At 62.7% G+C, this 13,674-nt stretch carries 11 protein-coding genes; 6 read left to right on the plus strand and 5 right to left on the minus strand.

Annotated features, from left to right (window positions below; all coding sequences use genetic code 11):
• Positions 1-48: 48 nt before the first annotated feature.
• Together DEA8626_RS12840 and DEA8626_RS12845 are read left to right on the plus strand one after the other, a co-directional pair.
• Positions 49-1,866 carry an autotransporter assembly complex protein TamA gene (locus tag DEA8626_RS12840; RefSeq protein ID WP_181366444.1) on the plus strand — a complete coding sequence of 606 codons (1,818 nt, stop codon included), beginning with the start codon at positions 49-51 and terminating at the stop codon, positions 1,864-1,866.
• On the plus strand, positions 1,866-5,405 hold the full coding sequence (locus tag DEA8626_RS12845; RefSeq protein ID WP_108853640.1) for a translocation/assembly module TamB domain-containing protein: 3,540 nt from the start codon (positions 1,866-1,868) through the stop codon (positions 5,403-5,405). Before DEA8626_RS12840 ends, DEA8626_RS12845 begins: the two co-directional genes overlap by 1 nt.
• On the opposite strand, the gene DEA8626_RS12850 is transcribed toward DEA8626_RS12845, so the two are convergent.
• Positions 5,402-6,238: a YihY/virulence factor BrkB family protein gene (locus tag DEA8626_RS12850; protein WP_181366445.1), complete on the minus strand. Its 837-nt coding sequence runs from the start codon at positions 6,236-6,238 to the stop codon at positions 5,402-5,404. The two genes, DEA8626_RS12845 and DEA8626_RS12850, sit on opposite strands and share 4 nt — an antisense overlap.
• A 393-nt stretch (positions 6,239-6,631) precedes the next feature.
• Here DEA8626_RS12850 and DEA8626_RS12855 point away from each other — a divergent pair, with 393 nt between their 5' ends.
• Positions 6,632-7,303: a sugar transferase gene (locus tag DEA8626_RS12855; protein ID WP_108853642.1), complete on the plus strand. Its 672-nt coding sequence runs from the start codon at positions 6,632-6,634 to the stop codon at positions 7,301-7,303.
• A 40-nt stretch (positions 7,304-7,343) separates the two neighbouring features.
• On the opposite strand, the gene dnaQ is transcribed toward DEA8626_RS12855, so the two are convergent.
• From dnaQ to DEA8626_RS12875, 4 genes are read right to left on the minus strand one after another with little or no spacing between them, the layout of a single operon-like run.
• On the minus strand, positions 7,344-8,036 hold the full coding sequence (gene dnaQ / locus DEA8626_RS12860; protein ID WP_108853643.1) for a DNA polymerase III subunit epsilon: 693 nt from the start codon (positions 8,034-8,036) through the stop codon (positions 7,344-7,346).
• Positions 8,029-8,631, minus strand: coding sequence for a dephospho-CoA kinase (gene coaE / locus DEA8626_RS12865; RefSeq protein WP_108853644.1), 603 nt, complete (start codon positions 8,629-8,631; stop codon positions 8,029-8,031). The genes dnaQ and coaE overlap by 8 nt, the downstream gene beginning before the upstream one ends.
• Positions 8,628-9,467, minus strand: coding sequence for a shikimate dehydrogenase (locus tag DEA8626_RS12870; RefSeq protein ID WP_108853645.1), 840 nt, complete (start codon positions 9,465-9,467; stop codon positions 8,628-8,630). Before DEA8626_RS12870 ends, coaE begins: the two co-directional genes overlap by 4 nt.
• Positions 9,464-10,075, minus strand: a complete 612-nt coding sequence (locus DEA8626_RS12875; RefSeq protein WP_245890857.1) for a Maf family protein — start codon at positions 10,073-10,075, stop codon at positions 9,464-9,466. Before DEA8626_RS12875 ends, DEA8626_RS12870 begins: the two co-directional genes overlap by 4 nt.
• 428 nt (positions 10,076-10,503) lie before the next feature.
• On the opposite strand from DEA8626_RS12875, the gene hemJ reads away from it, so the two are divergent.
• From hemJ to mnmE, 3 genes are all read left to right on the plus strand, one after another.
• Positions 10,504-10,953 (plus strand): protoporphyrinogen oxidase HemJ, encoded by a 450-nt coding sequence (gene hemJ, locus DEA8626_RS12880; protein ID WP_108853646.1) that lies wholly within the window; start codon positions 10,504-10,506, stop codon positions 10,951-10,953.
• Positions 10,954-11,079: 126 nt separating this feature from the next.
• Entirely contained in the window at positions 11,080-12,351 is a 1,272-nt protein-coding gene (gene rho, locus DEA8626_RS12885) for a transcription termination factor Rho (protein ID WP_108853647.1), read from the plus strand.
• 30 nt (positions 12,352-12,381) lie between these two features.
• The gene (gene mnmE, locus DEA8626_RS12890; RefSeq protein ID WP_108853648.1) at positions 12,382-13,671 is read left to right on the plus strand and encodes a tRNA uridine-5-carboxymethylaminomethyl(34) synthesis GTPase MnmE; all 1,290 of its coding nucleotides are present in this window, start codon (positions 12,382-12,384) and stop codon (positions 13,669-13,671) included.
• The last annotated feature ends 3 nt before the right edge of the window (positions 13,672-13,674 follow it).

The following is a 13,674-nucleotide window of genomic DNA, read 5'->3' on the forward strand; positions in this document are numbered from 1 at the left end:
GGAATGGCAAAAGCGTTCCGGACTGTTCTGGGGGAAAGATTGCGGAGGTTGGGCAAGTCAATCTGGTGGCGTCACTGCACTGCGGCCGCTTTTCTTGTCGCCTCGCTGTTCGTCCTGCCGGCCCGCGCCCTCGACAACATGAGCTTCGTGGTTCGCGGCGGAGAGGACGAGCTGACAGAGTCGTTCCGCGCGGCCTCACTCCTCGTTCAGTCTTGGAACGACGGGCTGACCGATCCGCAGACGCTGTTTGCCGCAGCGCGCGCCGATTACGGGCGGCTTGTCGGCGCGGCCTATGCGGAAGGTTTCTACTCAGTCGTCGTCCGGATCGAGATCGACGGCCGAGAAGCGGCGACCATCGAGCCGCTCGACGCGCCGGCCGCAATGCGCGAGATCCGCGTAACCATCGAACCGGGTCCGCGTTTCACCTTCGCGACAGCCCGGATGAGGCCCTATGCGCCGGGGACGCAACTGCCGCCGGCCTATGGCGACACAAAGCCGGCTTTTTCGACTGCCATCGTGGATGCCGCCGAGGCCGGCGTCGACGGTTGGCGCAATGTCGGCCACGCCAAGGCGCGCGTGGCCGACCAATCGATCACGGCCGACCATAGCGCGGATACCATCGACTCCCTGATCCTGCTGGAACCCGGCCCGCGCGTCCGGTTCGGCCAGATGACTATCTCGGGTGCCGAGCGGATGCGGCCTGAACGCATCGCCAGGATTGCCGGTTTTCCCACTGGTGAAACCTTCGACCCGGAAGAGCTCGATACCGTCGCCAACCGGCTCCGGCGCACCGGCGCTTTCCGGTCCGTCGCCTTGCAGGAGGCCGAAACCCTCGGCTTCGGGGATACACTCGACGTTGATCTGGTTGTCGCGGAGGAGGCCCTGCGCCGCTTCGGCGTCGGAGCCGAGCTGTCGTCGACAGAGGGACTTAACCTGTCCGGCTACTGGTTGCACCGAAACCTCTTCGGCGGCGCGGAGCGCCTGCGCGTCGACGGTGCGATCGACCGGATCGGCGGGCAGGGCGACACGCTCGGCTATGAACTTGGTGCGCGGATCGAACGGCCCGCGACACCAGTCACGGACGCCTCTGCCTTCGTCGAGGCCAGGGTCGGCAGAGAGGAGCTTGCGGATATTACGCTCGACAAGATCGAACTGAGTTTCGGCTTGACCCGCGTTCTCAGCGACACTCTGTCGGCCGAGGCCGGCATTTCCTACATTCACACCCGAGCCGAGGACGTGACCGGGAGCTTCGAGTTCGACATGGTCGCGCTTCCCGTATCTCTGACCTGGGAGCGGCGGGATAATCCTATCGACGCCCGGAAAGGCTTCTATCTGCAGGCCGACGTAACTCCCTTCTACGGGTTCAACATGACCGACTCCGGCGCTCAGTTCAAAGCCGACGCACGCGCCTATCGAAGCTTCGGGGCCGAAGACCGCCTTACGCTGGCCGGGCGCGTCCAGCTGGGTACGGTCGTGGGGACGTCACTTGCCGCGACCTCGCCCGACTTCCTTTTCTTCTCGGGCGGCGGCGGGACGGTGAGGGGCCAGCCGTACCAGTCTCTGACTGTGCCGCTCGTCCGCCCAAGCGGTGTGACGGTCCAGACCGGCGGCCTCAGCTTTGCCGGGATGTCGGGCGAATTGCGCGCCGGCATCACCGAAAAGATCGGCGCGGTCGCGTTCTACGATGCAGGCTTCGTGAGCGATGACGCGATCTTTGGCGGCAATAGCGACTGGCATGCCGGCGCAGGCCTCGGGCTGCGCTATGATACCGGATTCGGCCCGATCCGGCTGGATGTAGGCCTGCCGGTATCAGGCACGACCGACGACGGCGTACAGATCTACGTCGGGATCGGACAGGCCTTCTGATGTCTCGCTACCTTTTCGCCCTATGCCTTTGCCTCTTGCCGATGGCTGGCGCTGCTCAAGACACCTCGGAACGCGACCGCGATTTTCTGACCGCATTTCTCGAGGACAATCTGTCCGGTGCGGGTCGTACCATCCGCATCGACGGGTTTGCCGGCGCACTGTCGTCACGCGCAACGTTCGACGAGATGTCGATCGCCGACGACGAGGGCGTCTGGCTGAGGATCCGCGACGGCGCCATCAGTTGGAATCGTGGCGCGTTGCTGTCGGGCCGGGTGGAGATCAGCGAAATGTCGGCCGCGGAGATCGACCTGCCGCGTCGCCCGGTCGCCGAGGGTCCCTCCGCCGAAGCGTCCGGATTTGCTCTGCCCGACCTGCCGGTGTCCATCTCGATCGGCGAGCTTCGGGCAGATCGGGTTCGGTTGGGCGAAGCACTATTCGGAACCGCCGCCGAGATTTCGCTGATCGGCCAGGCGGAGCTTGCTGAGGGAGAGGGTTCCGCGAAACTTGACGTGCAGCGGATCGACGGGCCGGAGGGAACGATCTCGCTGGCGGGGAGCTACGCCAATGCGACGCGCGAAGCGACGCTCGATTTGCTGGTGGCGGAGGGCGAAAACGGCATCGCCGTTTCGATGCTCGGCCTGCCGGGTGCGCCGTCGATCGAGCTTGCCATCCACGGCACAGGGGTGATCGACAATTTCGCAACCGACATCTCGCTCAGCACGGACGGTACTCCACGCCTGACGGGCAAAGTAACATTGCTGACGACCGACGCAGAGGGCGGTGGCCAAGAGCGTAGCTTCGAGGCCCAGCTCGGCGGCGATATCGCCCCGCTTCTACTTCCCGAGTATCGCGAGTTCTTTGGCTCGGACGTGCGGCTCGAAGCCGACGGGCTGCGCCTTGCCTCCGGTCAAACGGACCTCACTCGGCTTGTGGTTGAATCAGAGGGCTTGGATGTATCTGGCCGACTGAGCATCGCGCCCGACGGCATACCGCTCGCCGCGGCCTTGACAGCGCGACTTGGCTCTGGCGATGGGAATGATGTTCTTCTGCCGCTTGCAGGAGATAAGACCTATGTTCGCGCCGCCGACCTCAGCCTGCGCTACAATGCGGCGCGCGGCGATGCCTGGACCTTGGCAGGCGATCTTTACGGCCTGCGACAGACGGGCCTGTCCCTCGGCTCTATCTCGCTCGCGGGCTCGGGCCGGATATCGCGCCCGGGGCAGACCGGGGTCGATGCCGCGCGGGTCGGCGGCCACGTGCGCTTTGCCGCAGCCGGCGTGGAGCTTGCCGACGACGCGGTCGCCACCGCGGTTGGACCGGACCTCAACGGCCGCGCCGTGTTTCACTGGCTGGACGGGCAGCCGCTCTCCATATCGGTTTTCGAGGTTTCCGGTCAAGGCTACGGCGCCGAGGGTGGTTTCCGGATCGCTGTCGCCGAAGACGGTGTCAACGTCAGCGGACGCGTGGCAGCCGAGGTTGCCGACTTGGGCCGTTTCTCGGCGCTCGCCGGGCGGCCGTTGGGCGGCGCAGCCGAAATGCGGCTCTCGGGCGCGGCGGGACTGCTTTCGGGGATTTTCGATCTCGAAGCGCGGATCGAGGGCCGCGATTTGTCCGCTGGACAGGCTGAACTTGATCGCCTTCTGCAAGGCGTCGCTTCCGTCAACGCCTCGGTCAACCGCGACACCGAGGGGCTCACGATTCGGAACTTCGCAATTGCCGCCCGTACGCTTCGTGCCACCGGCAGTGGCAAATTGGCTACCGGTGCGAGCGACATCGAAGCACGCCTTGAGTTCTCCGATCTCTCCGTCCTCGGGCCGAATTATCAGGGCGCCATGAATGCTGAGGCACGGCTGGCGGAGACTGGTGAACTCCGTGTCGTCACACTCGACGCAGGGGCCCAAGGGCTCGGTATCGGCGACGCCACGGTCGACCGTCTGCTTTCGGGGCCTGCGAAACTCGAAGTCGAGGTCGAGGATCGCGGTGGAGAGGTCCGGTTGCGCAAGCTGGACCTAACGAACCCGCAGCTTTCGCTCTCGGCGACCGGGCAGATAGAGGACAGCACAAGATACATCGACCTCGCGGCGCGGCTGAACGACATGGCGCTTCTTGCGCCCGGTTTCCCGGGGCCGCTCAGCGCCGAGGGGCGTGTCACCGAAACCGGTGAGGGGTATCAACTGGACATCGCCGCGTCCGGCCCCGGCGCCACTTCGGCGACGATCGTCGGAGGCCTGAGCCCCGACTTCAGCAGTGCCGACCTGTCGATCACCGGGGGGGCGCAGTCGGCCATAATCAATCCCTTCATCCGGCCTCGGAACGTCTCGGGCCCGGTCTCCTTCGATCTCGCTCTGCAGGGGCCTATCGGTCTTCCGGCGCTCAGCGGTCAGATCCGTCTTGCAGACGCCCGTGTCGTCGCGCCGACCTTCGGGATCGAACTTGAAGCCGTGAATATCGCCGCCGATCTCGGTGAAAGCCGCGCGATGCTGTCGGGCGGCGCCAGCGTGCGAGGAGGCGGGCGGATTGATTTGTCGGGACCCGTCGCGCTGACAGCGCCATTCGTGGGCGACCTGTCCATGCAGCTTGCAGATGTTACGTTGCGCGATCCCGAGCTCTACGAGACGAGCGTTGACGGCGCCGTTTCAGTGCGGGGCCCGCTTCGCGGCGGCGCGCTGATTTCCGGTGCCGTCACGCTTGGCCGGACGGAGATTCGCATACCGTCCTCAGGCTTCGGTGGCCGCCCAGTTCTCGACGGGCTGCGCCACGTCAATGAGCCCGCCGATGTACGCACCACGCTTCGCCGGGCGGGTTTTGACGCCGCATCGCAGGAGAAGCGGGACCGTGGCGTACCATTCGACATAGATCTATCCGTGACTGCTCCGGGGCGGATATTCGTACGCGGGCGAGGCCTCGACGCAGAGATGGACGGCGCGCTGCGCCTGACGGGAACGACTGCGGCGATCGTGCCCGCGGGCCAGTTCAACCTCGTCCGCGGCCGACTCGACATCCTCGGCAAGCGGTTCACAATCGACGAGGGCAGGGCCGAACTTCAGGGCGCGCTCACGCCCTATGTCCGGTTCGTCGCGACGACGGAAAACGCGGGCATCACGGCGCAGATCGTGATTGAGGGCGAGGCGTCGGAACCCGAGATTCGCTTCCTTTCCTCCCCCGAACTGCCGGAAGAAGAAGTCATCGCTCACCTGCTCTTTGGCCGCGATCTAAGCAGCCTCTCGGCATTCCAGGCCGCGCAGCTTGCCTCCGCGGTGGCGACGTTGGCGGGCAAGGGGGGCGAGGGGATCGTGTCGAAGCTCAGAAACTCTTTCGGCCTCGATGATTTCGACGTTACGACGGGTGAGGACGGGTCGGCGGCCGTCCGGGCAGGTAAGTATCTGACCGAGAAGGTCTACACAGACGTCGTGATCGGAAGCGACGGCAAGAGCGAAATCAACCTCAACCTCGATGTGCGCCCCGGCGTGACACTCAAGGGAGCGCTTGGTTCGGACGGGGCGACAGGGATCGGCATTTATTATGAACGCGATTACTAGCGTCGTCTGATCCGTGCGCGCTCGGCATTCAGCGCCGCGCCGAGCAAAACGATGTAGGCCGAGATGTAGAGCCACATCATCAGGGCAATGACCGCACCGATCGATCCGTAGATTTTGTTGTAGCTCCCGAAGTTCGCCAGATACGCCGAAAAGGCCATCGATGCGCCCGCCCACAGAAGCGCCGCAAGAACAGCACCGGGCGTCACCCACGAATGCCTCTGCCCCTCCATGTTAGGGCCCCAGCGATAGAAGAGGCCTAGCACCAGAAACACCACGACGAACAGAACGAACCACGGCAGGAACCGCAAAACGAGCGCTTCAACGAGGCCGAGACCGACAAAGTTAAGCGCAATGGGCACCAGGACAACGGTTGCGAGCGCGCACAGAAAGACCGCAATCAGTGCGACCGTGATGACGACGGAAATAGCGATCCGTAGAAGACCGGGGCGATGACCCCGCACATGGATCGCGTTCAACCCGGTGATTAGCGCCGAAACGCCTGAATGCACCGAATAAAGCGCGATCGCGAGCGACACGGCCGTTGTCCAGCCAAGCGTTTGAGTGTTGGCGAGAAGAAGCGCATTCAGTTGGGTTTCGATCACGTCAAACGCCGCGTCCGGGATCAGGCCACGGATTTGTTCGAGATAGTCGCGCATCGCGCCCGGGTCGGCGAAGACCCCCCAGATCGCGATAGTCGCAGCCATCCCGGGAAAGATCGCGAACATCATATAGAACGCCACGCCGGCCGCGATCAGCCCGAGGTTCCGGTCATGGATTGCATGCCAGACCGATCGGCCGAGATCGACGAAATAGGGTGTGGTCGCGTCGGTCACTCCAATCTGCCTTCCCTCTGCGGTTGTCGCATTCGATAGCGCAAATGGATGTCACGCAACAACCTGGCTTGTCCATCGTCGACCGCGGCGTTGCCGGAGCCGCAATGCGGAACTGATTCGTTCATCATCACGCGGCCATACGGCGCAGCCCCGGCAAATTTGGCAGAGTTTTGCCGATCCCACGCCCTTCGCCACATTCGCGCCTATAAGCGGTTGTCGAAAGCAAAAACACGCGCAGAGGCTGCGCAATTCCGGCCGCTTCCCGCCGCAATTCGTATGTAGACCAACTTTACACATCGTTAGCCTTAACGAATCCGTAACGCTTCAACCTGAAGTTTAGCGCTGTGCAGGTATCGGGGCGGGGTCGTGAAGAAAGTATCGGGAGTACGAAGAATGGCCGCCCCCATGTTTGAGTTTCGTGACTTCGTGGCCGTCGAAGAACCACGCAGCTTCTACGAGACACACGGGAAACGAGCCTTCGATATCTTGGTGCTCATCTTTGTCGCTCCCGCAGCGATCGGATTGCTCGCCGTGATGATCGCGGCGGTCTGGCTGACCGGTGGTCAGCCGCTCTACGCCCAGAAGCGGATCGGTCGCGACGGCCGTATCTTCCAGTGCTGGAAGATCCGGACGATGGTGTGCGACGCCGACGCGACTTTGCCGCAGATCCTGCGCTCGGACCCGAAGCTTGCGGAGGAATGGCTTCAGACGCAGAAACTCGCGCGTGACCCGCGCGTCACCCGCATCGGGGCGATCCTCCGGCGGACGAGCCTCGATGAGCTTCCGCAGCTTTGGAACGTTCTGCGCGGTCATATGAGCATCGTGGGTCCGCGTCCGTTCATGCCTGAACAGCAGGGCCTGTACCGCATGGGGCACCGCAGCGCGCGGTACTACCAGCTGCGTCCGGGCATCACCGGCCTGTGGCAGGTAAGCAGAAGAAATCGCTGTTCATTTGCCGAGCGGGTTGAATACGACGATGCCTATGCGGAGCGCGTCAGTGCCCGGGAGGATCTGCGCATTCTTGGTCGCACAGTCGGAGTCGTCCTGCGCGCGACGGGCGTCTGACAGACGCATGGACTCGCAGTGTTCGGATGCGGTTGAGATCTCAGTCGAAGCGCCGCCAGATCGCGGAGTCCCCCAAGCCCTCCAAAAAGGCGCGATGCGCCGCCGCCTCTCCGGAAGTAATTCGCCGAGGCAATGGTTGGGGACGCGGTTCGGGACGCCACGACGAAATGCCGTCGCCGCTTTGTCCTTCCGGCGCGTGTGACAGCGCGAAGTCCGGTTGCCGGCCGCCGATGAGTTCCAGATAAACCTCTGCCAAAAGCTCACTGTCGAGAAGAGCGCCGTGCTTCTCGCGTGCCGAATTGTCGATGGCAAAGCGCCGGCACAGCGCATCGAGCGAGGCGGGCGACCCGGGGAAACGACGGCGCGCGATGGCGACGGTGTCAACCGCCCGGTCCATCGGAAGTAGTGACCTGCCAGCCCATCCAAGTTCGGCGTTGAGAAACTTCATGTCGAACGCGGCGTTGTGGATCACCAGCCGGAAATCGTCGCCCAGGAATTCAAGGAACGCCACGGCAATCTCGCCGAAGCGTGGCTTGTCTCGCAAGAAATCGTCACCCAGACCGTGCACGTCGAACGCCTCTGCCGGCATTGCGCGTTCAGGGTTAATGTACTGATGATAGACCCGCCCGGTCGGCAGGTGATTGACAAGTTCTATGGCACCGATCTCCACGATCCGGTGGCCTTCGGCGGGCTCAAAGCCAGTGGTTTCGGTGTCGAGCACGATTTCACGCATGGGCCGCTCCGATCTTTGAAATCAATTTTCGCACGGCACTCCGCGCCGGCTCAAATGCAAGCGTTTCGATGACATGATCCGCGCGAGCCCTCTTTTCCGAATCCGGCATCTGCCGGGACAGGATTGCTTGGAATTGCGCTTTCGTCATGCCCGGCCGAGCGAGGACTCGCTCGCGCTGCACATCCGCCGGCGCGGTCACAACGAGCGTCGCATCCATGTGGCGATCGGCGCCCGTCTCGAACAGGAGCGGGATATCGAGTACGACGAGAGGCGCGCCGCGTTTCGCGGCGGCATCTATGAACTGCGCGCGGTCAGCGGCGACAAGGGGGTGCACAGCAGCTTCGATCCGTACGAGTGCGTTCGGATCGGCAGCGATCCACTCTTTCAGCCGCGCACGGTCGACTGCGCCCTCCACGACCGCGCGCGGGCAAAGCGCCGCAATCGGGCCGACGGCAGCGCCGCCCTCCGAATACAGGCGATGCACCGCTGCATCTGCGTCCCAGACCGGCACTCCTTCGGCGGCGAACATGGACGCCGTCGTCGATTTTCCCATGCCGATGGACCCAGTCAGACCCAGCAGAAATGGCCGCCTCATGGCCCCATGACGACGTCGCGTGTCGCCTGGTCCACTTCCGGGCGCGACCCGAACCAACGCTCAAACGCCGGCGCTGCCTGGTGGATCAGCATTCCAAGACCGTCAACCGTCATGCAGCCGATTTCCGACGCTTCCTCGAGAAGCCGCGTTCGAAGCGGGGTATAGACGAGATCGGTCACAACTGCGGTCTTCGATAGTGCGTCGAGTGGAATCCTGAATTCCGGCTTGCCTTCCATGCCGAGCGAGGAGGCGTTGACCACGGTGGTCGCCCCTTCAAGCATGTTGCCGGCCTGCACCCAATCATGCACGATAACCTTCGCCCCGAACTCCTGCCGAAGCGCTTCGGCCCGTGCGCGTGTCCGGTTGACGAGCCGGATCTCGGGCGTCCCGACTTCTATTAGCGAGGCAATAACAGCACGCGCCGCACCGCCTGCGCCGATCACCGCGGCGGGACCTCGCGTCGGGTTCCAATCGGCCGCGTTCTGCCGAAGACTTGCGATGAAGCCGTAGCCATCCGTGTTGTCGGCATGGATGCGCCCGTCCTTCCGGAAGATCAGCGTATTCGCTGCTCCGATCAGTGCCGCTCGGTCGGTGACGACATCGGCCAGCGAAAGCACCGTTTCTTTGTGCGGAATCGTGACGTTGACGCCGACAAAGCCGGCCTTCGGAAGCGCCGAGAGCACTTCTCGCAGGTGGTTCTGCGCGACATCCATCGGAACATAGTGGCCGGGAATTCCGTACCGGCGCAACCAATGCATGTGTAAGCGCGGGGAGCGCGAATGCGCGATCGGCGATCCGATGACGCCAGCCAGGGGAATGCGCGGGTGTTCGATCATGTCGCGATGTCGCCTCGGATGGCGAGCCAGGTCAAGAGTTCGATGAGGGGCAAACCTAGCACTGTGAAATAGTCGCCATCGATGCGGGAAAAAAGTCGCACCCCTTCCGCTTCCAGCTGATAACAGCCAACGGTGTGGCGGATGCTTTTCCAGTTCCGCGCGACGTAGTCGGAAATGTATTCATCGGACAGAGCGCGCATGGTCAGCTGGGCCTGTCCGACGTGGCGCCAGAGCGGTCGTCCATCTATCGCGACAACGGCTGCAGAGAGCAAGCGGTGGGTCCGGCCGCGCAGGGCGGCGAGCTGGGTGCGTGCATCTTCGGGATCTGCGGGCTTGGTGAAAATCGCGCCGTCGCAGTCCAGAATCTGATCGGCGCCGATCACGAGGGTCGATGGCTCTTTCTGCGAAACCTTGATCGCCTTGGCTTCGGCGAGCGCATCGGCAATGTCGTGCGCGCCGGCACCCTCCGAGACCAACGCGTGGCGTATCGTCTCCTCATCGATCCGGGCAGGTCTCAGATCAGGTTCGAGACCGGCGTTGCGAAGCATCGCGGCGCGGACTTCCGAGCCAGAGGCGAGCACGATCCTTGGAGCGATGTTTTCGGTCATTGTGGTCAATCTTGTGGACAAGGTCCCGGGAAGTACCGGACCATATGGGGCAAGTAGGCTCGACGCGCGACAGCTGTGCGAAACCGGCGCAGTCTGTCAAGCGGCGCGACCGATATTCCACCTGTGCGGAGTCAATCGCTCACGCTGTGGATGATCGCGCCAGGGCGGCGAGACTCGTGTGATGCGTCCACAGGCAACATTTATTCAGTTTCCATATAGGATATTGAAAATAAATAATTATATGCTTAGTCACTCTCATTCTTGCAGGTAATCCGAGAATGATCCACAGAGTAGCCAAGATGTCGGTACTTCAGCGTGAAACGCAGATATCCCCGCTATCCACAGGCCAAACAACATCATCAACTCTTTTCTTTTTTCTTTCTTGTTTTAGGTAGGGCCTGACCCCTGCGCAGAGTGGATGACAGAACGTGACGGATTTCCTAGCGACGATCTATCCCTGGACCAAGACGCTTCACGTGATCTCGATCGTTGCGTGGATGGCGGGGCTCTTCTACCTCCCGCGACTGTTCGTCTATCACGTCGAGCGCGTCGAGACGGACAGCGAAGCGGACCGGCTTTTTCAGGAGATGGAGCGCAAGCTTCTTAGGGTCATCATGAACCCTGCCATGATAGCCGCTTGGATATTCGGACTCTGTCTTGTCTTTACGCCTGGTATTGTTGATTGGGGTGAGCTTTGGCCGTGGACCAAGGCGGCAGCAGTGATCGGAATGACGTGGTTCCACCACTGGCTCGGCTACAGGCGCAAAGACTTCGCGGCCGGGCGGAACGCGACGAGCGGACGGACCTACAGGATCATGAATGAGGTTCCAACGGTTCTTCTGGTCGTGATCGTTTCTTCGGTGATCCTGCGTTTCTGAGCGATGATTGACTCCCGGGCTCCTTACGGCTATGGGTCCGCCAATCCCCGCCGTCCGGATGGGGTATCTCCCAGATAGTAATCGCCGCCGCGTTCAGCGGACGTGCCTGCCACGAACGGACATTCCATGACGCAAGAGCGCTTGAACCTTTCGGATCTTAAGGCGAAGAGCCCGGCCGATCTGCTGTCGATGGCCGAAGAACTCGAGATCGAAAACGCCTCCACGATGCGCAAGGGCGAGATGATGTTCTCGATCCTGAAGGAGCATGCGGAGGAAGGCTGGGAGATTGGCGGCGACGGTGTGCTCGAAGTTTTGCAGGATGGGTTCGGTTTCCTGCGCTCGCCCGAGGCCAACTACCTGCCCGGGCCGGACGACATTTATGTAAGCCCGGACATGATCCGGCAATATTCGCTCAGGACCGGGGACACCGTCGAGGGCGTGATCCGCGCGCCCGGCGACAACGAGCGCTACTTCGCGCTTATCAAGGTAACCTCGATCAATTTCGAGGAACCCGAGAAGGCGCGGCACAAGGTTGCCTTCGACAACCTGACCCCGCTCTATCCCGACGAGCGGCTGAAGATGGAAATCGAAGATCCGACGATCAAGGACCGTTCCGCGCGGATCATCGATCTGGTGGCGCCGATCGGGAAGGGTCAGCGCGGCCTGATCGTGGCGCCCCCGAGAACCGGCAAGACGGTGCTTCTGCAGAACATCGCCCATTCAATCGCGTCGAACCATCCGGAATGCTACCTGATCGTCCTGCTGATCGACGAGCGGCCGGAGGAAGTGACCGACATGCAGCGCTCGGTGAAGGGCGAAGTGATTTCCTCGACCTTCGACGAGCCGGCCTCACGGCACGTGGCGGTGTCGGAAATGGTGATAGAGAAGGCCAAGCGGCTGGTGGAGCACAAGCGGGACGTCGTGATCCTCTTGGATTCGATCACGCGGCTCGGACGGGCGTTCAACACCGTCGTGCCGTCGTCGGGCAAGGTACTGACCGGCGGTGTCGATGCGAATGCGCTCCAACGGCCCAAGCGGTTCTTCGGCGCGGCGCGCAATATCGAGGAGGGCGGATCGCTCACCATCATCGCGACGGCGCTCATCGACACCGGCAGCCGGATGGACGAAGTGATTTTCGAAGAGTTCAAAGGCACCGGCAACTCGGAAATCGTGCTCGACCGGAAGGTGGCGGACAAGCGCGTTTTCCCGGCGATGGACATTCTCAAGTCGGGTACCCGCAAGGAGGACCTGCTTGTTGACAAGAATGACCTGCAGAAGACCTACGTTCTGCGTCGAATCCTCAACCCGATGGGCACGACGGATGCGATCGAGTTCCTGATCTCAAAGCTCAAGCAGACCAAGACAAACGGCGAGTTCTTCGATTCCATGAACGCCTGACTTGTTGTTTAAAAACAATAGGTTAACAGGATGGACACGATCTATGCCCTAGCGTCCGCGCGGGGGAAATCCGGCGTCGCGGTGATCCGGATCTCGGGTCCTGGCGCATGGGGCGCCGTTGCATTGCTGGCTGGCGATGTACCGAAGCCGCGGTTCGCAGCCTTGCGCCGGCTGCGGTTGGGCGCCGACGTGCTCGATGATGCGATCGTCGTGACCTTCGCAAAGGGTGCGAGCTTCACCGGCGAAGAAAGCGCAGAGCTTCAGCTTCACGGGGCGACCGCGACGGTCAGCGCCGTACTGGGCGCGCTGGCTGGCATGGCGGGGCTACGACTGGCGGAGCCCGGGGAATTCACCCGGCGCGCGCTAGAGAACGGCAGGCTGGACCTCGCGCAGGTCGAGGGACTAGCAGACCTTATCGAATCGGAGACCGAAGCTCAGCGCAGGCAGGCCATGCGCGTCCTGTCGGGTCAGGTTGGCGAACGGGCGGAGGGCTGGCGCCGTGACTTGATCCGCGCAGCCGCACTGCTTGAGGCGACGATCGACTTCGCAGACGAGGACGTGCCGGAAGATGTCGGGCCAGAAGTGGTGGCCTTGCTGACAGGTGTCGAGGCCAAGTTGCGGCGCGAGATCGCCGGCTTCGGTGCGGCGGAACGCATCCGGGAAGGGTTCGAAGTCGCGATTGTCGGGCAGCCTAACGCAGGGAAGTCAACGTTGCTAAATGCGCTCGCCGGTCGCGAAGCAGCGATCACCTCCGAGGTCGCGGGAACAACTCGCGATGTCATCGAAGTGCGGATGGATTTGTCCGGCCTGGCCGTGACGTTCCTCGACACTGCGGGTCTGCGCCAGACGGAAGACCTGGTCGAGGGGATTGGCGTACGGCGGGCGCTCGAGCGTGCCCGGCAAGCCGATTTACGCGTGTTCCTGGTCGAAGCCTCCGGGACCGGCATGCTGGAGCCTGGTGCGAGCGACATCATCGTTCGCGCCAAGGCGGATCTCTTGGCGGAGAGCGTGGATATGCTCGGGGTGTCCGGCAAGACCGGCGCGGGTCTCGGCGAATTGATCGCGTTGATCGGCGAGCGTCTGTCCGCACGTGTGGCTTCGGCTGGCGTAATCACACGCGTACGCCACAAATCCGCGATTGAAAATGCGCTGAAGGCTATGGAATCAGCGCGACTTGAGATAAGCAAAGGACCCGACCGGATTGAATTTGCCGCTGAGAACGTCAGGGCGGCGACGCGCGCCCTTGATTCGCTTGTCGGCCGTGTCGATGTGGAGCATTTGTTGGATGAGATCTTCTCGAGTTTCTGCATCGGTAAGTGAGGA

This window comes from Defluviimonas aquaemixtae (assembly GCF_900302475.1).
GTDB classification, from domain to species: Bacteria; Pseudomonadota; Alphaproteobacteria; order Rhodobacterales; family Rhodobacteraceae; genus Albidovulum; species Albidovulum aquaemixtae.